The organism is Parvibaculum sedimenti, from assembly GCF_009184905.1.
GTDB lineage: Bacteria > Pseudomonadota > Alphaproteobacteria > Parvibaculales > Parvibaculaceae > Parvibaculum > Parvibaculum sedimenti.
The window spans coordinates 273088-291979 of record NZ_WESC01000003.1 but is presented as its reverse complement, the minus strand read 5'-3'; the positions used below and the strand labels follow the sequence as shown (position 1 = coordinate 291979).

At 60.7% G+C, this 18892-nt stretch carries 17 protein-coding genes and 1 pseudogene; 6 read left to right on the top strand and 12 right to left on the bottom strand.

The features are described 5' to 3' along the window. Window positions 1-325, top strand: a 325-nt coding sequence (locus F2P47_RS04960) for an integrase core domain-containing protein (protein ID WP_246176737.1), incomplete at its 5' end; no start/stop codon positions are given. Window positions 326-354: 29 nt separating this feature from the next. Here F2P47_RS04960 and F2P47_RS04955 read toward each other — a convergent pair. Next, window positions 355-618: a hypothetical protein gene (locus tag F2P47_RS04955; protein ID WP_152215057.1), complete on the bottom strand. Its 264-nt coding sequence runs from the start codon at window positions 616-618 to the stop codon at window positions 355-357. Window positions 619-1457: 839 nt separating this feature from the next. On the opposite strand from F2P47_RS04955, the gene F2P47_RS04950 reads away from it, so the two are divergent. Then, the gene (locus F2P47_RS04950; RefSeq protein ID WP_152215056.1) at window positions 1458-2171 is read left to right on the top strand and encodes a class I SAM-dependent methyltransferase; all 714 of its coding nucleotides are present in this window, start codon (window positions 1458-1460) and stop codon (window positions 2169-2171) included. A 530-nt stretch (window positions 2172-2701) separates the two neighbouring features. Here F2P47_RS04950 and F2P47_RS04945 read toward each other — a convergent pair. Continuing rightward, entirely contained in the window at window positions 2702-3646 is a 945-nt protein-coding gene (locus tag F2P47_RS04945; RefSeq protein WP_152215055.1) for a 2-hydroxyacid dehydrogenase, read from the bottom strand. Between the two features lie 3 nt (window positions 3647-3649). On the opposite strand from F2P47_RS04945, the gene F2P47_RS18095 reads away from it, so the two are divergent. Then, on the top strand, window positions 3650-3883 hold the full coding sequence (locus F2P47_RS18095) for a hypothetical protein (RefSeq protein WP_185680946.1): 234 nt from the start codon (window positions 3650-3652) through the stop codon (window positions 3881-3883). Window positions 3884-3951: 68 nt separating this feature from the next. On the opposite strand, the gene F2P47_RS04935 is transcribed toward F2P47_RS18095, so the two are convergent. Next, window positions 3952-5448, bottom strand: a complete 1497-nt coding sequence (locus F2P47_RS04935; protein WP_152215054.1) for an AMP-binding protein — start codon at window positions 5446-5448, stop codon at window positions 3952-3954. Window positions 5449-5499: 51 nt separating this feature from the next. Continuing rightward, entirely contained in the window at window positions 5500-5700 is a 201-nt protein-coding gene (locus tag F2P47_RS04930; RefSeq protein ID WP_152215053.1) for a hypothetical protein, read from the bottom strand. Window positions 5701-5932: 232 nt separating this feature from the next. Between F2P47_RS04930 and F2P47_RS04925 the strand changes: the two genes are divergently transcribed. After that, window positions 5933-7525, top strand: a complete 1593-nt coding sequence (locus F2P47_RS04925) for a gamma-glutamyltransferase family protein (RefSeq protein WP_152215052.1) — start codon at window positions 5933-5935, stop codon at window positions 7523-7525. Between the two features lie 14 nt (window positions 7526-7539). Here F2P47_RS04925 and puuE read toward each other — a convergent pair. The 8 genes and pseudogenes from puuE to uraD all read right to left on the bottom strand — a co-directional run. Further along, window positions 7540-8433: pseudogene (gene puuE / locus F2P47_RS04920) on the bottom strand (allantoinase PuuE); the annotation flags it as partial. A gap of 13 nt (window positions 8434-8446) precedes the next feature. Further along, window positions 8447-9691: a pyridoxal-phosphate-dependent aminotransferase family protein gene (locus F2P47_RS04915; protein WP_152215050.1), complete on the bottom strand. Its 1245-nt coding sequence runs from the start codon at window positions 9689-9691 to the stop codon at window positions 8447-8449. Next, complete coding sequence (locus F2P47_RS04910; protein ID WP_152215049.1) at window positions 9688-10962, bottom strand: allantoate amidohydrolase; 1275 nt, start codon at window positions 10960-10962, stop codon at window positions 9688-9690. Before F2P47_RS04910 ends, F2P47_RS04915 begins: the two co-directional genes overlap by 4 nt. Window positions 10963-10996: 34 nt before the next feature. Further along, the gene (gene hpxZ, locus F2P47_RS04905; protein WP_152215048.1) at window positions 10997-11425 is read right to left on the bottom strand and encodes an oxalurate catabolism protein HpxZ; all 429 of its coding nucleotides are present in this window, start codon (window positions 11423-11425) and stop codon (window positions 10997-10999) included. An 11-nt stretch (window positions 11426-11436) separates the two neighbouring features. Next, the gene (locus tag F2P47_RS04900; protein ID WP_152215047.1) at window positions 11437-12477 is read right to left on the bottom strand and encodes an isopenicillin N synthase family dioxygenase; all 1041 of its coding nucleotides are present in this window, start codon (window positions 12475-12477) and stop codon (window positions 11437-11439) included. 7 nt (window positions 12478-12484) lie between these two features. After that, window positions 12485-12832, bottom strand: coding sequence for a hydroxyisourate hydrolase (gene uraH, locus F2P47_RS04895; RefSeq protein ID WP_152215046.1), 348 nt, complete (start codon window positions 12830-12832; stop codon window positions 12485-12487). After that, the gene (locus tag F2P47_RS04890; protein WP_152215045.1) at window positions 12817-14298 is read right to left on the bottom strand and encodes an NAD(P)-binding domain-containing protein; all 1482 of its coding nucleotides are present in this window, start codon (window positions 14296-14298) and stop codon (window positions 12817-12819) included. The genes uraH and F2P47_RS04890 overlap by 16 nt, the downstream gene beginning before the upstream one ends. Continuing rightward, window positions 14295-14801 (bottom strand): 2-oxo-4-hydroxy-4-carboxy-5-ureidoimidazoline decarboxylase, encoded by a 507-nt coding sequence (gene uraD, locus F2P47_RS04885; protein ID WP_152215044.1) that lies wholly within the window; start codon window positions 14799-14801, stop codon window positions 14295-14297. Before uraD ends, F2P47_RS04890 begins: the two co-directional genes overlap by 4 nt. A 314-nt stretch (window positions 14802-15115) precedes the next feature. On the opposite strand from uraD, the gene xdhA reads away from it, so the two are divergent. Both xdhA and xdhB read left to right on the top strand, forming a co-directional pair. Beyond that, window positions 15116-16564 (top strand): xanthine dehydrogenase small subunit, encoded by a 1449-nt coding sequence (gene xdhA / locus F2P47_RS04880; RefSeq protein WP_152215043.1) that lies wholly within the window; start codon window positions 15116-15118, stop codon window positions 16562-16564. Then, on the top strand, window positions 16552-18885 hold the full coding sequence (gene xdhB, locus F2P47_RS04875) for a xanthine dehydrogenase molybdopterin binding subunit (RefSeq protein ID WP_246176736.1): 2334 nt from the start codon (window positions 16552-16554) through the stop codon (window positions 18883-18885). The genes xdhA and xdhB overlap by 13 nt, the downstream gene beginning before the upstream one ends. Window positions 18886-18892: the final 7 nt, after the last annotated feature.

Below are 18892 nucleotides of genomic sequence, written 5' to 3'. Positions count from 1 at the left end.
AAAGGACCATGCCGTCGACTGGCACTACATCGCGCCCGGCAAGCCCATGCAAAATGGGTTCGTGGAGAGCTTCAACGGACGGATGCGGGATGAACTGCTGAACGAAGCTCTGTTCTTCGGCCTCGATCACGCTCGTCAGGCCATCGCGGAGTGGACCGAGGACTACAACACTGGTCGGCCGCATTCGGCGCTCGACTACCAGACACCGGCGGCCTTCGCCGCCAAACTTATCGCAACAGGCCTGCACGCTCCGCACTCTGATGGCTCCGCGTGCCGGCCTGTTGCTCAACCCGCCCGAGAGGGCATAATCATGCCAAGGCTCTAATCCCCCGTGGGGGAAACTTCAGTGGCACGTCAGGTGATGTCGCATGCGTCTCCGGCGACGATCGCCCGAACAACCTGCAGCGACACGAAGGCCAGCGGCGCGAGCAGGCGGATATGTCGCTCGACCTTGCCTTCACGCCGGGCGATCTCGTCGAGCGAATCGATGCGGCCGGCCACGATGTCGTCGATCCAGCTCCGTGCCTTCGCAATCGCCGCAAGCAGCGCGTCTCTTGTCTCCGGCTTGATCGACATTGGGGACGCAGGTTGATGCGCGACGCCCTTGATCGCAGTCATCGCCCGGGTTGCCTAGGGGATGGTGAGGAGGACAGGGTCCTGCCGGTTCTCATCGTCTGACGTCTCATCATTGCAGGCGCCGGAAACGTCAGGTTTCGCGCCTCCCCAAGCGGCGCGGCGCAGTCGTCCGTCCGAACAAACAGGAGTATCGGCGTCGAAGTCTGCGTCGGTGATATGGTGGACCGCCATCGTTTCAGGAGGGATTCCGTGAAGGGGGCGATAGAATCGCGCCATCGGGCGTTCAATACGCCAGGCGTCACGTCGACCCAACCAAACTCGATGATCTCTGCGGGTGATTTGAGGCCAGTTGTTTCTATGTCGATCACTCTTAGAAGCATCTCACTTGCTCCGCCAAATCTGGTGCCACGTTGGACCTCAATACCAGTGTCGATCGCGTGGCCTCTCGCCTGCTCGAGAGGAGCATATTCAGAAGACGCGCTTGCAACCGTTCCTCAGCATTGATTCCATTTCTTCCTTGGTCACCTCAACGATGCGATCCTCCGGAATCGAGACCTGCCGCCCGGTGATGAGACCCCAGCCAGCCATATGCTAAGCCACTGAAACGTAAGGCACTGACCGCCTCTCACGATTGAGAGAATGGTCTAGGTGCCCACGATGCTCCCAAAATGCTCCCATGTAAGCCGGCACACTTCGCAGGATGAAGAGATCGCTCAACGCGTCGATGACGTCGGTCGCGCTGAGCTGCCCCTGCTTTGAAAATGCAAGCTTTTGTCCCAACCTGTTTGTCTGATTGCGCGATTGGGAATATCGTGCATCGCTAATATGGGTGGCAAGAAGTTCTCGCAGATGTGAGGGGACAATCGGAAGGAACGAGAGAAATGCGGGCTGTCGACGACCGAATTGACCTTGGCGAATTGCCCGATGTCGCGGCAGTGGCAAAGCTTGTTGATGTTGCCAGCCTGCAGTTGATCGATGTCGGCTGCGGCGCGGCGGCGAACTCACGAGAGTTGGTGAGGCGTGGGGCCACAGTGGACGGCATCGAGCCGGACCCGATCCAGGCCGCGAAGAATCGTGAAGCCGATCCAGTTCCCGGTCTGGCCCTGCACGAGGGGCGCGCCGAGAGCCTGCCATTCGCCGACCATTCAATGGATGGCGTGCTGTTCTTCCGCTCGCTTCATCACGTGCCGATCGCAGCGATGGACGCCGCACTGCGCGAGGCAGTGCGCGTGCTGAAACAGGGGAGTGGCTTCCTCTGCGTGGTCGAGCCTGGCATGACCGGCAGCCACTTCCAGGTGATGAAGCCGTTCCACGATGAGACTGAGGTCCGTACCGCAGCCCAGGCGGCGCTCGCCCGTCTGTCCGGGGACAAGCTTTTCCGCCGTGAGTCGCGTTACCGCTTCATCCAGCATCCGCACCATGCGAGCTTCGAGGATATGGTCGCGCGCGTCACCGGCATGACCTTCAACAACATCGCCCGCCACATGGTGGAGACTGATGAAGTGCGCGCATTGTTCAAACGGGGGGAAACCCCGCAGGGCGACTACGTGTTCGAGCAACCCATGCTGCTCGATTTCTACCAGGGTCTGGCCTGAGCATGGCGTCAGGAGATATGAGACCGGCCGGCAACCCAGGTCAGCCTGCCGTCAGATGAAGCCGGAATTTACCAGCCCGACTGGTCCAAGGTTCGGGGCAAGTTCAAATCATGCCGCGGCTCTAATCCCCGATGGGGGAAACTTCAGTGGCAGGTCAGATACATAATGCCGGTTCTTCCCTGTAAATTCCCCTGTTACAGGGAATCTCACTAGGAGCTTGGTTCGCGCGGAACTGCGTCCACAGCCAAACTTACTCATTGAGCCACCAATGGAGTTTCTGGCGTTTCCGCCTGTGTTGCACCGACCTGTGCCACAGGCTGCAACCGAAGTCGGTTCGATGGCCGAACGGCGGACGTTTCCTCGAATTCGTCGTGTAGCTTTGCTTTGGCGAATGCCGCTGGCTTCTCCTGCCGTGGGGCAACCGATATGCGCCGACGCGGAGGTGGACCGCCGGCTTCCGTTCAGCTTGTCGGGCGATCCTATGCCCTTGACGAGCATCTCGATCTTGCGGTTTCCCTTTCGGCGCAACCTTAATAGCCGCGCCTGATATCCACTGTCTGCGGTAGTTGGCCGGTGGTGCGGTAAGCACGAATATTGTTGGCGACAATCGCGGCGGCGGTGTGCGGGTCTGTCGGCGCCGAAATATGCGGCAGCACAGTCACCTTCGGGTGGTGCCAGAAGGGCGACGCGGCGGGCAGCGGCTCCTCTTGAAAGACATCGAGCACGGCATGCGAGAGATGCCCGGCATTGAGCGATGCGATGAGATCTGTGTCGACGATGATGGCGCCGCGCGCGAAGTTGATGAGCGCAGCTCCTTCTTTCATCACCGCAAACCGCGCTTTGTCGAGAAGGCCGCGCGTCTCATTGGTCAACGGCATCAGGCAAACGACAACGTCGCTGCCGCCGAGCAAGGTATCGAACCCTTCATCGCCGGAAAAGCATTCGATGCCGCTCGCGTCCTTCGGCGACCGGCTCCATCCCTTGACGGCAAAGTCCGACTGGCTCAGGCGCTCTGCCGCCGCCATGCCTAACGCGCCGAGGCCGAGAATGCCGACCGTGAGGCGGGAAGGGTGGCGATAGGGCTGCTGTATCCAGACACGGTCCCGCTGCTGCCGGGCATAGGCCGGCATGTCACGATGCAAGTAGAGTGTCCAGGCGAGCACCGCCTCGGCCATGACGCGCGAAAGCTCCGGATCCACCAGCCGTACGATTGGCGGCGCGCCTACGCCCAGTTCAGCAACGAGGCGTTCAACGCCTGCCCAGAGGCTGTGGATCCATGAAAGACCGGAAAGTTCCGCCACATGGGCGGGATCGGGATTGGCGACAATGGCAATCTCGGCGGCCTTGCGCTCGATATCGCTCATATCGCGGAAACATTGAATGCTCTCCTCCGGGAGCAGTTCGGCGATGAGCGCGCGCCATTCCTGTTCGGACACTTCGTCAATGCGCGTAACGAGGGCGATGGGCTTGCGCATTTCGTGGATCTCTTTCCGCGTTCAGTGGGAGAAGACGCTGTCGAAGTCCTTGATCCTCTTGACCTCGATCGGATTGCCGCAGGGGTTGCGGAAGAACATGGTGTGCTGCTCACTCGGTTCTCCCGCAAAACGCAGGACGGGCGCAATATCGAAATGATGCCGCCGGATTCCAGCCGCGGAGCGATGCGCCGCGAGGCCATTGAGCTCCTTCTTGAAATGACCGCTCCGGCTATCTGAGCGACGATATACGCCACATCTCGCGCCCTGATGTCCGGTGGTTGTGCTGGTGAGGCTATTCGCGTGCTCTAATCTGGTGCGGTTGCCTTTTCAGAAAGCAATTTTCTGAGTTCCGTTCGCTTGATTTTCTGCGTTCCGGCGACTGTACGAGGAAACTTCGATAAGACTTCGAAGCGGACGCCTTCGAACTGCGGAAAATAACGGGTGACGTCGTCCAGCTTTGCTTTCGGAGGCATCTGATCGGCTTCGATGGCCACGAAGAGCTCGTCCTTTCCAGAACCGCTCAAGCCCGAGAAAAGACATATGGCGTCGACGCCCAGGACATGCTGAACCCTTTCCTCAAGAGGCGCCGAGGCGACCTTTATCCCCTGGATGTTCAGCACATCCGCAATGCGGCCCAGCACACGGATGCGACCATCTTCTCGGCGTGTTGCGATGTCGCCGGGGTAGAAATAGCCGTCCCGGAAGAAGCGCGAAGTCGCCATTTCATCGTCCAGATAGGACTTCATATCCGACTCCAGAACTTTGACGCGTAGTTCTCCTTCCTCGCCGGGTGCGCATTGGCGCCCTTCGTCATTAACGATCTCGACAGTCCTGTCTTTGGCGACGGTCAACCAAAGGAGGTCCTCAGATGATTTGAATTGTGACTGTGCGATGGACTGGCATTCCGTCGATCCATAATGGATCGAAATCCGGGGGTAGGACTCTCGAGCCAGCTTTCGGGCCGTCGCAAAGCTCAAAAAGCCACCGGAACAAATCAGCTCACAGTCTTTTTGCGGACACTTGGGCAGTACGTCGTCTGAAATCAGCTTCTTCAGGATGCCGGGAGTAAGAGATATCTTCCCGATCTTCTGCTTGAGGGACTCCCGGAGGGCTTCCGTATGCTGAGCTATGATGGCCGTCCCCCCAGCATGCCACACGCAGATGGACCGATCGAGGCCGATTGCAGTCCAGAGGGGAAACCACAGGGAATGGTGGATTGTGTCTCGGTCGTTGTTTCGAAATTTGTTGAGCCGCTCAATTCGTGCATCTTCGTTTGCGCCATCCCAAAGGACTTTTTTGTGAATTCCCGTTGTTCCAGACGTGCAAAGGATGTGACTTCCGAAGGCGGGCGCATCGGATAGCGGGCGAGGGAGCTGTCCCTCGTGTATCCCGCCATAGATCGCGGAGGGAACGACGATCACCTTCGCGTCACGGGCCGGGCGAGCATTGAAATCATGCACCGCTTGCTCCACCTGCGTCGTTACAATGCAAGCGACGTCTTTGATGTTGAGTTCATCTATCTGAGCGATTGAATTGACGGATATTGTCGTAAGCCCGAGCGCGCGAAGCGCCAGAACATTCATCCATGCGTCCGAAAGGCTGGACATCAGGACAATTGCGTTTCTGCCGGCGGGAAGATCATGCTGCGCGAGGAAAATCCGGGTCGCTTCGATCGCTCGCGCAAAGGATCCATAGCCAATCGAGGCGCCATTGTGAATCAGGGCGACCTTGTCCGGCTGTGTGTGTGCCCACTCGTAAATCCGATTTGTAATCACGCGGCATGCTCCAATATTCTTTTTCATGCCTGCAAATATGTATTCAGTATATCCAGAATTTCTGTTCCAAGACCATCGTCAATCGAAAGCGATCGCTGTTTGTTCTTGGCTGTATTGGCAATGATTAATCGTCATCTGCTGGCCTTCGCTCGCTCGATTATCTGAAATACATATTTCAGTCAGGCGCCTGTGGCTCTCGCGCGCATCAAGGCCGGGAGCCGACATTTCGGTAGATGCGTTCATCTCCGACGCCAATTTCGGGTGCAAACGGGCGGGCATGAAGTCTCGTTTTTATGCAAGGCGACTTCATGTTGTTTGGCGATAGGCCGACTACGAATTGGGGACGTTCGTGCGCCGCATGAGAGCGACTGAGCGCGCAAAAGACGCTTGAACATGTGGTGGTTGCGGTGCTTTCGTATCGTCGCGCTTTTCGTATTTTGCTAGACTGAACAAACATCGGAGCGTGCAGGTTCGGTGCATTCCGTTCAGTTTTTCAAAAGCGTAAAATCCAATGCCAGCAACACGTATGAGCTACCGCGGAATGGCGGTTGCGCCTCACCATCTTGCGGCGAATGCCGCACGCGATGTTCTTGCCGAAGGTGGCAACGCGGCCGAGGCGATGATTGCCGCCGCTGCCGCCATCGCGGCGGTATACCCGCACATGAACCATTTGGGTGGCGACGGGTTCTGGCTTCTCTCGATGTCCGGTGAGGCGCCGGTCGGCATTGAAGCCTGCGGTCCTGCTGCCGCGGCGGCGACGCCCGACTTCTATCGCGAGCGTGGCATTACGCAGGCGATACCGGCGCGCGGCGGGCTTGCGGCGCTCACGGTGCCCGGCGCGGTCTCCGGTTGGGATCAGGCCCATCGCGTGGCGCAGGCGTGGGGCGGCAAGCTGCCTCTCTCGCGATTGCTGGAACCTGCGGCCTTTTTCGCACGGGACGGCGTTGCCGTCAGCGAGAGTCAGGAGCGGCTGACACAAGAGAAATTCGACGAGCTGAAAGATGTGCCCGGCTTTGCCGATGCCTTTCTCGCCGAAGGAAACGTGCCGGTAAAGGGCGCGCGTCTACGACAGGCAGCGCTCGCCGACACGCTCGAGCGGCTCGGCCGCGTTGGTATTCGCGACTTTTACGACGGCGAAATCGGCGCAGCCCTGGCGGAGGACCTGAAGAAGGCCGGTTCGCCGCTCGCGGCGAGCGATTTCGCGGGCTTCAATGCGCGCATCGTCGCGCCGCTTTCGACGAAACTCTCATGCGGCACGATCTACAACATGCCGCCGCCCACGCAGGGTATCGCTTCGATCGCCATCCTCGGCGTTTTCGACCGGCTCGGCGTGAAGCAGGGCGAAAGCTTTGATCATATTCACGGCCTCATCGAGTCGACGAAGCAGGCCTTCCGCATGCGCGACGCCAATGTCTGCGATCCGGCCTATATGGCATGCGAGCCGGCGTCGCTCATTACCGATGCGGAACTCGATCGGATGGCTGCTGATGTCGACCGCGCGAAAGCCGCACCCTGGCCGCATGTCGCCAAGCAGGGCGACACGATCTGGATGGGCGTGATCGACGCGGAAGGCCGGTCGGCGAGCTACATCCAGTCGATCTATTGGGAGTTCGGCGCAGGCGTCGTTTCGCCTTCGACGGGTGTGCTTTTCCAGAACCGTGGTATCAGCTTTTCGCTCGACGAAAAGCACATCAATGCACTGAAGCCTGGCAAGAAGCCGTTTCACACGCTCAATCCCGCCATGGCGCGCCTCGGTGATGGGCGGACCATGGTTTATGGAACCATGGGCGGCGAAGGCCAGCCGCAGACGCAGGCGGCGGTCTTCTCTCGCCACGTGCTTTTCGGAGGTGATCTCGGCGAAGCGGTGGCCGCACCGCGCTGGCTGCTCGGCCGCACATGGGGTGCGCAGTCGATCACGCTCAAGATCGAAAGCGATCTCGATGCGAATGTGATCACGCAGCTGAAAGCGGCAGGGCACGATGTCGAACTCGTTGCGCCGAAGAACGACATGATGGGGCATGCGGGCGCGATCACGCTTTCACCGGATGGACGTTTCGAGGGCGCGTCGGACCCGCGCTCCGATGGAGATGCCGTCGGCTTCTGAGTTCAGCCCTGAAAAGGATGGGTGGTGAGCCAGTGTTGCGCGATGTCGATGCGCTTTGCCACCCAGACCTTTTCACGCGACATGACGTAGTCGAGGAAGCGGGCAAGCGCTGCGGCGCGCGCAGGCTTCCCGACGACGCGGCAATGCAGGCCGACCGACATCATCTTCGGTGTGGCGACGCCTTCCGCGTAGAGCATGTCGAAATTGTCCTTCAGGTAAGTGAAGAACTGGTCGCCTGAGTTGAAACCCTGCGGCGCGACGAAGCGCATGTCATTGGTATCGAGCGTGTAGGGAACGATCAGCTGCGGCTTGCCATGCGTCGTATCGTAATAGGGAAGATCGTCCGCATAGGAATCCGCGTCATAGACGAAGCCGCCTTCCTCAACGACGAGCCGAGCTGTGTTGGGGCTGGTGCGGCCCTGATACCAGCCGAGCGGGCGCGAGCCCGTGACCTTCGTGTGGAGTTCGACGGCGCGGGCAATGTGCTGGCGCTCGACCGCTTCAGGTATGTGCTGATAGTTGATCCAGCGATAGCCGTGGCTCGCGATTTCCCAATCGGACTTGAGCATAGCTTCTACAGCGGCGGGGTTGCGTTCCATCGCCATGGCGACGCCATAGACGGTGAGCGGCAGGCCGCGTTCGGTGAATAGCCGGTGAAGGCGCCAGAAGCCCGCGCGGGAACCGTATTCGTAAAGGCTTTCCATCGACATGTGACGCATGGCGGGAATAGGCGGCGTGCCGACCATTTCGGAGAGGAAGGCTTCGGAGGCCTCGTCGCCATGGAGGATGCAGTTCTCCGCGCCCTCTTCATAATTGATGACAAATTGAACGGCGATACGCGCACCACCCGGCCAGTTGGCGTTCGGGGGCGTTTGACCATAGCCGATGAGGTCGCGGGGGTAGGTCATGGACGGACTCTCTTCAGGCGGAGGTTTCGGATGCGGCGTAGACGGCAAGCGCCGCGTCTGCGGCAGAGCCGGACGGGAGCTTGAAGCCCTCGCCACGCAACACACATTCGAGCGCGTTCAGCGTGATGAGAACATTGTGCTTCCGGCAGTTGTATCCCATGGCGCCGATGCGCCAGATGCGTCCCTGCAAGGGGCCAAAGGAGCTGCCGATTTCGATTTCGAAATCCAGACGCATGCGCGCACGTACATGCTCGCCGTCAATGCCCACCGGAATCTCGATGCCGGTGACATTGCTCATCTTGTTGGAGATGTCGCCGAAGAGGGTAAGTCCCATCGCCTCAAGGCCGGCGACCATAGCGCGGCTTGCAAGCGCATGGCGGGTGTAGCGCGCTTCCAGCCCTTCCTGCAGCACGATGCGTGCGCATTCGCGTGCGCCATAAAGCATGGTCGTCGCTTCGGTGTGGTGGTTGAGACGCTTTTCCGACCAATAGTCCATGATCATGGCAAGGTCGAAATAGTTGGACGCGATGCGCGGCGCGTTGCCGCCCACAAGACCTGCCGGCGCGATACCCTTCTCGACATGGCGGCGCGAGAAAATTCTCTCCGCCGCACGATCGGAAATGGTAATGGGCGCACTTCCTGACGGGCCGCCGAGGCACTTCTGCAAGCCGGCCGTCACGATATCGATGCCGAGCTTGTCCACCGGCAGCGACATGCCGCCGAGCGTCGCGGTCGCATCGACATAGAAGAGCGCATCATAGCGGCGGCAAATCTCGCCGATACCCTCAAGCGGCTGGGCCATTGTGGTCGAAGTATCGCCATGGACGCAGGCGACGAGGCGCGGCTTCACGCGCGCGACAGCCTCCTCGATCGCTTCCAACGCGACCACGGTTCCCCATTCTGCATCGACGGTCGTCACCACGGCGCCGCAACGCTGCGCGATTTCCGTGAGAAGCAGGCCGAAGCGGCCGAAATTCGGAATGACGATATTGTCGCCGGGCTCCAGAACGGAGATCAGCGCCGCCTCGATGCCTGCCCGCGACGTGCCGTCGATGAGAAAGGTCCAGCGATTTTCGGTTTCGAAGACGCGGCGATAAAGCGCCATCGTCTCGTTCATATAGGCGGTGAATTCGGGATCGAACTGGCCGAGAAGCTGCGCCGACATGGCGCGCAACACGCGCGGATGCGCGTTGACGGGCCCCGGCCCCATCAGCAGGCGCTGCGGCGGATCGATTTCGTCGAAAATGTCATTGGTCATTTCTTGTAGCTCGCTTCAAGGCGATCGATAAATCTGAGCATGGTTTCGGCGGCGAGGTCGACATCGGCTGGATCGACTGCCTCTGCCGGATTGTGGCTGATGCCGCCGGCACAGCGGATGAAAAGCATCGCCATGGGAGTGATGGCTGCAAGGGCGCCGGCGTCGTGGCCCGCGCCGCTGGCCAGCCGCAAGGGCCGCAGGCCCATATCGGAGAGAACGGCTTCGAGCATGGCGGTGAGCGCCGGGTCGCTGGGATGCGGCTGGAGGTCCAGTGTCTGACGGAGCACGAAGCCAATGCAGCGCCGCGAGGCGATGGCGGCAATACGCGTTTCCATTTCTTTTGCGGCAGCGTCGCGTATTGCGCGATCTATCGCCCGCACATCAAGCGTGATCTCGACCTTGCCGGCGATGACATTCGGCGCGCCGGGCTTTGCGTCGATGAAGCCGACCGTGCCGACGACACCTTTCGTCGCCCAGGTTTCCGCGATCTGCTCGACAGCGAGGATCGCTTCCGCGGCTGCGGCGAGCGCATCATGCCTGAGCCCCATCGGATTCGTTCCGGCGTGGCCCGCTTTGCCGGTGAATACGGCGTGGAGCCGTAATTGCGCGGAGATGCCGCTAACGACGCCAAGAGCCTGTTCTTCGGCTTCGAGGACCGGCCCCTGCTCGATATGTGCTTCGAGATAGGCGACCAGCTCCTCGGGTCTGCGAGCGGCGAGCGGAATTTTCGCGGCGTCAAGGCCGAACGCTTTCATGGCGTCTGCCAGGCTCACACCGTCGCTGTCCTTGAGCGCCGCGTATTCCGCGCCGTCGATTATCTGACCGGAGACCGCACGGCTGCAGATCATGCCGGTGGAGAAGCGCGATCCTTCCTCGTCTCCGAAGGCGACGACTTCGATGGCAAATGGAAGGCGTCGGCCTTGGGCAGCGAGGGCTTCGACGCAGGACAGGCCTAGCATCACACCGAGCGTGCCGTCATAGCAGCCTGCGTCGCGCACGGTGTCGACATGCGAGCCGATCATCAGCGCAGGCGCACCGGGCGTCGCTCCCTCATATCGCCCGACGACATTCCCTACGGGATCGAGATGCACCGTCATTCCGGCCGCGGTCATCCATTGCGTCAGACTTTCCAGCGCTGCAGCATGTGCAGGCGTCAGGAAACGTCGTGTGAGGTTGCGCGCATCTTCGCTATAGGGCGGCACGCCGAAGGCGTCGCTCCGGGCAACTGCGCGCGCGCCCAATCCGTCTTTCGTCAACTCGATCACACTCATTTTATGTCACGGGCATCGCGCCGCCCGGGAAGTCTCAGCTCGCGGGCTTCGCCTCGGGTAGAAAGCTGACATGAGCGGAGATCACCCGCCAGCCTTCCGGCAGGCGCAGCCAGGTCTGGCTCTGGCGCCCACACTTTCCATCATCGAGCCTCTGATATTCGCAATTCGCCGTCGCAAAATTGCGGCCATAGGTCGAAATTTCGACGCGCAGGAGCTTCCGCGCGATCTTCGCCGGGTTGCGGCCTGCGCGGAAGGCGGCGATTTCTTCGAAGCCATAGAGGTTTTCGCCTGCACCATAACGGATGGTGCGCGGATCTTGCCAGAAGAGTTCGTCGAGAACGTCGACATCATTCTCCATCAGCGCCTTTTCATAGTGGTCGAAGACGGCATGCACTTCGGCGACAACATCCTCGTCGTCGATCGGTTCGTCGAAGCCGTCTTCAGTGCCGAGTGAAATGGACATGGCGGGGCTCATCACATGTCTTCTTTCTTGTCGCCGCCATTCACGATATCGAACCCGTAGCCGGCGGAGAGGCGCTCCATGATGTGCTTGAGGCCAGTGGTGGGCGCGTAGTGGGCAGGGCGCTCCGGCGTCACACAGGTCGGCAGGGCTTCGATATAGGCATCGGCATTGGGATCGAAGAAGAAGGGCAGCGAATAGCGATCCTTCTCGCTGGTATTGATGACGCGGTGAAGCGTCGAGATGTAGAGATCGTTGGTCCAGCGCTGGAACATGTCGCCGATATTCATCACGAAGCAATCGGTGCGTGAGGGAATCTCGATCCATTCGCCCGCGACGTTGCGGGCCTGCAGGCCGCCGACGCCATCCTGCGCCAGAAAGGTAAAGCAGCCGAAATCCGTGTGCGCGCCGCAGCCGAGCTGTTCCTCGGTGATGACGCCTTCCTGGGGCGGATAGTGCAGGAAGCGCATGGTGGCCAGTGGGCGGTCCACCATCTTGTCGAAATAGTCTTCCGGCATGTCGAGCGAGAGCGCGAAGATGCGGATCATCCGCCGAGACAGGTCGTTCATTGCGTCGAAGTAGGTGAGCATCGCCTCGCGGAATCCGGGAAAGTCTTCCGGCCAAGCGTTAGTGCCGCACAGCGGCGTATTCCGGTCGGGATCGTCTGGCGCCAGTTCGCGGCCGATATTGTAGCCTTCCTTCAGATCGCCCGCGGCCTGCGAGGTCGGATCGAGGTTTTCCTCGCCAATGGTGAAGTAGCCGCGATTATGCCCATGCACGGCCATGGACACGGCCTGCTTCTGTTCCGGCGTTGTTTCCTTGAGAAAACGCCTTGCCCAGGAGAAGGTGCTTTCGGCGAGCGAAGGAGAAACACCGGAATTCTTCACATACATGAAGCCAGCATTAATGCAGGCATCGCGTAGATGTTTCGCGACTTCTAGCTTGCCCGCGCGCGTGCCGCTTTCAGCCGGTGCGAAGTCGATGATCGGGGCTTGCGTGAAGGGAATGCGCTTACCCTGAAGGGATGTGTCGAGAATGGCAGCCGGAGTCATCATAGTTGCACTAGCCTCCGCGATAGGTCGAATAGCCGTAGGGGCTCAGGATTAAAGGAACGTGATAATGAGAACCGGCGTCGGCGACGCCGAAATGGATGGGGATCTCGTCGAGGAAAGGCGGCTCCGGCACTTCGAGGCCATTCGCGCGCTGGTATTCGGCGGCATGAAAAATGATCTCGTATCGGCCGGTGGTGAGCGCCGCGCCATCGAGTAGCGTTGCGCGGCCGCCATTATCGAGCGTGAAGTCGACAGGCTCTGTTGCCTCCGGTGCGAGCTTGCGCAGAGTGAGTCTCAGACCCGCCGTGCCGGTACCCCGGGCCGTGTCGAGTGCGTGTACAGTCAGCTTGCCGGCCATTGTCCGATGAACTCTTCTTCGTTGTAGGCGAAATAGTCGGCCAGGATCTTGTCAGAATCATCGGCGAAAAGCTGTCGGGTGATGCCGGCGACGAGGCGAGGCAACGCGAATTTCATTCCCGAAAGAGCTGCCGCCGAAAGACCGAGGCTCGCCAGGGCGGAATAATTGTAGGCAAAGAGGCCGTAGATTCTTCCAGCGCTGTCATCGTTCTTCGGCGTGAACTCGAAGGACGGGCCGAGATAAGGATGAGCGTCGATCAGCGCGTTGGCCTTGCCCTCGGGCGGGGCATAGACGTCGCGCCAGTTCGCAATGTCACCCGCGAGGTTCGCGAGTTCCGGCCGGAGCTTCACGTCGGTCATAAGGCCGGTGCTGAGTATGATGAAGTCGAAGAGGAACGTGTCCTTCGGCGTCGTCACCTTGACGCCTTCGGGCGTCTCCTGGACGTCGGCCCAAGGCGAACCGAGATGCAGGCGGAAGCCCGGATAGGCGGCGGCGCGGCCGAACGTGTCATTCGTCGGCGGCTGGTTGTGGCCGAGGAAGAAGGAGATGCCCGCATATTTTGTGGCGTCGTCCAGCGTAGCGAAATTGCGCAGAAAGCCGGCATTCTCCATATAACGGATCGGATTGACGCGCGGCATCCTTTCGCGGCGCAGGAACACATGCACCTCGCCAACTCCGAGGCCGAGCGCATATTGCGCATTGTCGAAGGCCGAGGCGCCACCGCCGAGAATGCCGATCTTCTTGCCCTTGAGGGCCTCGAAATCAATCATCTCCGACGTATGCGCATAGCGCGACGGTGAGACCTTGCTCTCGATGAAATCCGGCACATGCCATTCGCCGCCGCCCTGAATGCCTGTGGCGAAGACGACCTTGCGGGCGAGAATGTCTCCCGCGGCGCCGGCACCGGAAACGGTGAGGCGGAAAAGCTGCGGCCCGACCGGATCGACTGAGGCGACGCGGGTTTCGTTCTGCACGGGCAGCGCCAGAACCTGTCGGAACCAGCGCAGATAGCGCATCCATTCCTCGCGCGGAATCTTGACGAGGCTGTCCCAGGCTTCCGCGCCGAACTGCGCGGTCCACCAGGCGCGGAAGGTCAGCGACGGGACGCCCAGGTCGGGGCCGGTCAGATATTTCGGCGTGCGCAACGTAACCATGCGCGCATATGTGATCCATGGGCCTTCAAAGCCAGCGGGATTTTCGTCGAGGATGAGGATGTTCTCGACTTTTTCGCGCATCAGGCCGAAGGCAGCGGCAAGTCCGCTCTGTCCGCCGCCGATGATGACGACATCATATATATGTGCGCCGGACTCATGAGCGCGCGGGCGGACCCAGGGCTTGGCCGGATAGTCGAGCATCTCGAGATCGAGGCGCACCTGTGCGGAGAGTACGAAGAGGGCCTTTTCAGCCTCGGGTGTCGGCGCATCGCAGAAAGCCGTGTCCGCGATTTTGGTCGTAATTTCATTCATGCGATTTCGAGATCCTTCAGTCTCAGGCGCGAAATTTCGCCAATCTGCTTCAGTGCCTCCATGCGCTCGGTATCGGCATCTCGCGCAAGGCGGCGCTCAAACTCGAACAGAATGGAGTCCTTGGTGTTGAGGCGGACGCAGATGATGAAGGGAATGCCGAAGCGCTGGCGATAGGCGGTATTGAGCGAGTGGAACTTTGCGAATTCCTCTGGTGACAGGTGGTCGAGCCCGGCACTGGCCTGCTCAAAGGCGGATTCAGAAGTCAGCTCGCGTGCGATGGCCGCTTTGCCCGCGAGGTCGGGATGGGCGAGGATGAGCGCGAGTTGGGCTTCGGGCATTGCCGCATGGATCACCGACATGAAGGCATTGTGCAACTCGTCGAGAGACGCGAACGGACGCTTCGTCCATGCGCCTTTCGCGACCCAGGGCGAATGCTCATAGGCGCCCCCTACGGCGGCAATAAACGCCGCTTCGTCCATGTTGTTTATTTCGGAAAGAGTCATCAAGAAAGCTCGCAGGCAAACCGTGCGGCTCGAGGAAAGCCTCGCCGCGTCTTGGTTTTCCTCTCGCAATGCTCGTGCCAGCAGCGGAGCCGCAGATTGCCGCCAGCTTGCGCAGCCTCCGTCCAAAAGATGGGCAAAAAACTGACCGCATGGACAATATGTATGCAAGTCACTGGCGCCGGCTTCCGCAGCCCGCTTTAAAAACGCGCCACTCTGCGCCATCTGCCTCGGGTTTTACTGGCACGAAAATGGCAACTCATCCGCGAGGCGTTGCCGCGCCTTGTTGCCACTCAAGCGGAGATCACGCACTGAAAATGACTGTCACTGTCCGGTTCCTCTTGAATGGCAAGCAGCGCATCGCGCGGGCTGTCGAACCGACGCGGACGGTTCTTCAGCATCTGCGCGTCCATGAACGCGCGCTCGGGACGAAGGAAGGTTGCGCCGAGGGCGATTGCGGCGCATGCACGGTGGCGCTCGGGCGTCCGAATGGCGAGGGTGGCTTCGACTTTCGGGCGGTCAACTCCTGCATCTTGCTGACAGCGGAGATCGACGGCTGCGCCATCACGAGCGTCGAGGGCCTGGCCGACGCCGAGGACAGGCCGCACCCGGCACAGGCCAAACTGGTCGAGCACCACGGCAGTCAATGCGGCTATTGTACGCCGGGCATAGCCATGAGCCTTTTTGCGCATGAGCGTGAGGGCCGGGGCGGTGCCCTCGACGATATTCACCAGACGCTCTCCGGCAATCTCTGCCGCTGCACGGGCTACAGACCCATTATTGACGCAGCCAAGGACATGGTCGCCTGCGGGCGCTCAGTAGATTTCGATGCGCGCGAGCGCCAATGGCGCGAGGCACTCGATGCGTTGATCGCTGAAGGGGCTGGCGACAAGGCGCAGATCGATATTGCGGGCTACGAAGTTCCTACGGAGCTGAAGGACCTCGACAGGCTGCTTGCAAAGCATCCAGAGGCGAGGCTGCTGGCGGGCGGCACCGATCTCGGCGTTGCCGTGGCCAAACGAGCCGAGAATCCGGGGCCGCTGATTTCACTTTCGCGCCTCAATGCGCTGAAGGTGATCGAGGAAGGCGAAGCGGGCGTCGTCATCGGAGCGGGAGCGACCTATGAAAAGGCGCTGCCGGTTCTCGACCGCCATTTCCCTGCCTTCGCCGATATCGTGCGCCGCATCGGCTCGCGTCAGGTGCGCAATCTTGCCACCATCGGCGGCAATATCTGCAATGCCTCACCCATCGGCGACAGCGCACCCTGCCTGTTGGCGCTCAATGCCGAAGTCGTGCTGCGTTCGGTCGAAGGGCGACGCATGGTGCCACTCGACAAATTCTTCATCGCCTATCGCAAGACGGCGCTGAAGCCGGGCGAATATCTGGAGGCGATCCACGTCCCCTACATGCGCGAGGGCGATGTGTTTCGCGCCTACAAGCTCTCGAAGCGCTACGATCAGGATATCTCGACAGTCTCGGCCGCTTTTGTGCTCAGGATGAGCGACAGCAAGATCGCCGCGGCCCGCGCCGCTTTTGGCGGCATGGCTGCGACGCCTGCCCGCGCTGTGGCGCTTGAAAAGGCGCTGGTTGGCGCCACCCTGGAAAGATCGGCGGAACTGGCCGCGCAACTTGGGAGGGATTTCAAGCCGCTTAGCGATTTCCGTGGCTCGGCAACCTATCGCCTTGCTGCCGGGAGCGGGCTTGTCGAGCGGCTGCTGGCCGAGGTGGCGAACAAGGACGTGCCGACGGAGGTATGGGCGCTATGAATGTGATCTCGACCTCATCGAAAGACGGCCTCCGCGCAAAGGGCGGTGTCGGCCAGTCTATCGCGCATGAAAGCGCCAATCGTCACGTGCGCGGCAGCGCCATCTATGTCGACGACATGCCGGAGACCGAGGGCCTGCTTCATGCCTGGGTGATCCTCTCCGACCGGGCGCATGCGAAAATCACGACGCTTGATCTTTCCGCCGTCAAGGTTGCACCCGGCGTTGTTTGTGTTTGCACTGCGGATGATATTCCGGGCGCCAATGACGTCGCACCCATTCTCTCCAACGAGCCGTTGCTGGCAAAGAATGTCGTCGAATATTGGGGGCAGGCGATTTCCATCATCGCCGCTGAAACGGAAGCGCAGGCCCGCGCGGCGGCATCACTTGCCGTCATTGAATATGAGAACCTTCCCGCGCTGCTGACTATCGACGCTGCGCTGGAGGCAAAGAGCCTCGTGATCAAGCCGATGGTGATGGTGCGCGGCGATGTGGACGGCGCCTTCGCCCGGGTCGGGCATATGCTTGAAGGCGAAGTGCGCGCGGGCGGGCAGGATCACTTCTATCTCGAAACTCATGTCGCCCAGGCCGAACCCGCCGAAGAAGACGAGATGCGCGTCATCTCGTCGACGCAGCATCCGAGCGAGGTGCAGCATATTGTCTGTCGTCTTCTCGGCGCTCCCTATGCCGCGATCACGGTCGAAGTCCGGCGCATGGGGGGTGGCTTTGGCGGCAAGGAAAGCCAGGCCTCGCAGATCGCCGGTATGGCCGCGGTTCTCGCCCGACTTTCCAGGCGGCCGGTGCGGCTTCGTCTCTCGCGTGATGTCGACATGATGATGACCGGCAAGCGCCATGATGTGCTGGGGCGCTTCAAGCTCGGCTTTGACGATACCGGACGGATCGAGGCGGCGGATATTGTCATTGCGATCAGGGCAGGCAATGTGCCCGATCTTTCGGGGCCGGTGCTGCAGCGCGCGCTCTGCCATGTCGACAACGCCTATTATCTGCCGAATGTGCGGGTCAACGGCTATGCCTGCAAGACGCATACGGTGTCCAACACGGCCTTCCGTGGCTTCGGCGGCCCGCAGGGCATGGTCGTTGCCGAGGCGATGATCGCGCATGTCGCGGCGAAGCTCGGCAAGACACTCGATGAGGTACGGGCCGTGAATTACTACGGCGGTGAGGGCCGCGATACGACGCCTTATGGTCAGCGCGTCACCGACAACAACATGCCCCGCATTCTCAAGGAGGTCGAAGAGAGTGCGAGCATTGCGGCGCGGCGTGAAGCCAATGCTGCGTTCAACGCATCGAGCCCTATCGTCAAGAAGGGCCTTGCGCTTTTTCCTCTGAAGTTCGGCATCTCCTTCAACATGCCGACGCTCAATCAGGCCGGCGCACTCATCCATGTCTATACGGATGGAAGTGTGCATCTCAATCAGGGTGGCACGGAGATGGGGCAGGGGCTCTATCTTAAGGTCGCTCAGGTCGTCGCTGAGAGCTTCCAGATCGACATCGAGCATGTACGCGTCTCCTCGACGCGGACGGACAAGGTGCCGAACACATCGGCGACTGCGGCGTCCGCGGGCTCGGATCTCAACGGCATGGCGGCCCTCGCCGCGGCGGAAACCATCAAGGCCCGCATGCGCGATGTGGCGGCCGCGAAGTTCGGTGTCGCGGTGGACGAGGTGATTTTCGCCAATGGTCGCATCTATGGAGGACAAAAGTCGCTGAGCTTTGCCGAGCTTGCAAAATGTTGCTGGCTGGAGCGCGTTTCGCTGTCGGCTGCAGGCTTTTACAAGACGCCCGACATTCATTTCGACGCGGAGACCTGTACGGGCGAGCCCTTCTATTACTTCACCTATGGCGTCTGCGCTGCGGAAGCGGCGATCGATACGCTGACCGGCGAGAACCGTATCTTGCGCGCCGATATCATCGAGGACGTGGGCGCGTCCCTCAATCCGGTCATCGATATTGGCCAGATCGAAGGCGCTTTCATCCAGGGCATGGGCTGGCTCACCATGGAGGAATTGTGGTGGGACAAGGACGGTCGCCTTAAGACCCATGCGCCTTCGACCTACAAGATCCCGACGAGTCGCGACATTCCGGTCGATTTTCGCGTGAAGTTGCTGGGCGACGCTCCGAACGCAAAGCCTACCATTTTCAGATCGAAGGCCATCGGCGAGCCGCCCTTCATGCTGGCGCTCGCCTGCTTCCTCGCGCTTCAGGATGCGGTAGCATCCGTCGTGGGTGCCGAGAAGGCGCTCAGGCTTGAAGCGCCCGCGACGCCGGAGGCAATCCTGCGAGCGCTTGGCCGCGTCGAATAGGGGAAGT

Bases quoted from the DNA above. Each gene is read 5' to 3' on its own strand.
- F2P47_RS04955 (WP_152215057.1), bottom strand. From the start codon at position 618: ATGACTGCGATCAAGGGCGTCGCGCATCAACCTGCGTCCCCAATGTCG.
- F2P47_RS04950 (WP_152215056.1), top strand. From the start codon at position 1,458: ATGCGGGCTGTCGACGACCGAATTGACCTTGGCGAATTGCCCGATGTC.
- F2P47_RS04945 (WP_152215055.1), bottom strand. From the start codon at position 3,646: ATGCGCAAGCCCATCGCCCTCGTTACGCGCATTGACGAAGTGTCCGAA.
- F2P47_RS04935 (WP_152215054.1), bottom strand. From the start codon at position 5,448: ATGAAAAAGAATATTGGAGCATGCCGCGTGATTACAAATCGGATTTAC.
- F2P47_RS04930 (WP_152215053.1), bottom strand. From the start codon at position 5,700: ATGCCCGCCCGTTTGCACCCGAAATTGGCGTCGGAGATGAACGCATCT.
- F2P47_RS04925 (WP_152215052.1), top strand. From the start codon at position 5,933: ATGCCAGCAACACGTATGAGCTACCGCGGAATGGCGGTTGCGCCTCAC.
- F2P47_RS04915 (WP_152215050.1), bottom strand. From the start codon at position 9,691: ATGACCAATGACATTTTCGACGAAATCGATCCGCCGCAGCGCCTGCTG.
- F2P47_RS04910 (WP_152215049.1), bottom strand. From the start codon at position 10,962: ATGAGTGTGATCGAGTTGACGAAAGACGGATTGGGCGCGCGCGCAGTT.
- hpxZ (WP_152215048.1), bottom strand. From the start codon at position 11,425: ATGTCCATTTCACTCGGCACTGAAGACGGCTTCGACGAACCGATCGAC.
- F2P47_RS04900 (WP_152215047.1), bottom strand. From the start codon at position 12,477: ATGATGACTCCGGCTGCCATTCTCGACACATCCCTTCAGGGTAAGCGC.
- uraH (WP_152215046.1), bottom strand. From the start codon at position 12,832: ATGGCCGGCAAGCTGACTGTACACGCACTCGACACGGCCCGGGGTACC.
- F2P47_RS04890 (WP_152215045.1), bottom strand. From the start codon at position 14,298: ATGAATGAAATTACGACCAAAATCGCGGACACGGCTTTCTGCGATGCG.
- uraD (WP_152215044.1), bottom strand. From the start codon at position 14,801: ATGACTCTTTCCGAAATAAACAACATGGACGAAGCGGCGTTTATTGCC.
- xdhA (WP_152215043.1), top strand. From the start codon at position 15,116: ATGACTGTCACTGTCCGGTTCCTCTTGAATGGCAAGCAGCGCATCGCG.
- xdhB (WP_246176736.1), top strand. From the start codon at position 16,552: ATGGGCGCTATGAATGTGATCTCGACCTCATCGAAAGACGGCCTCCGC.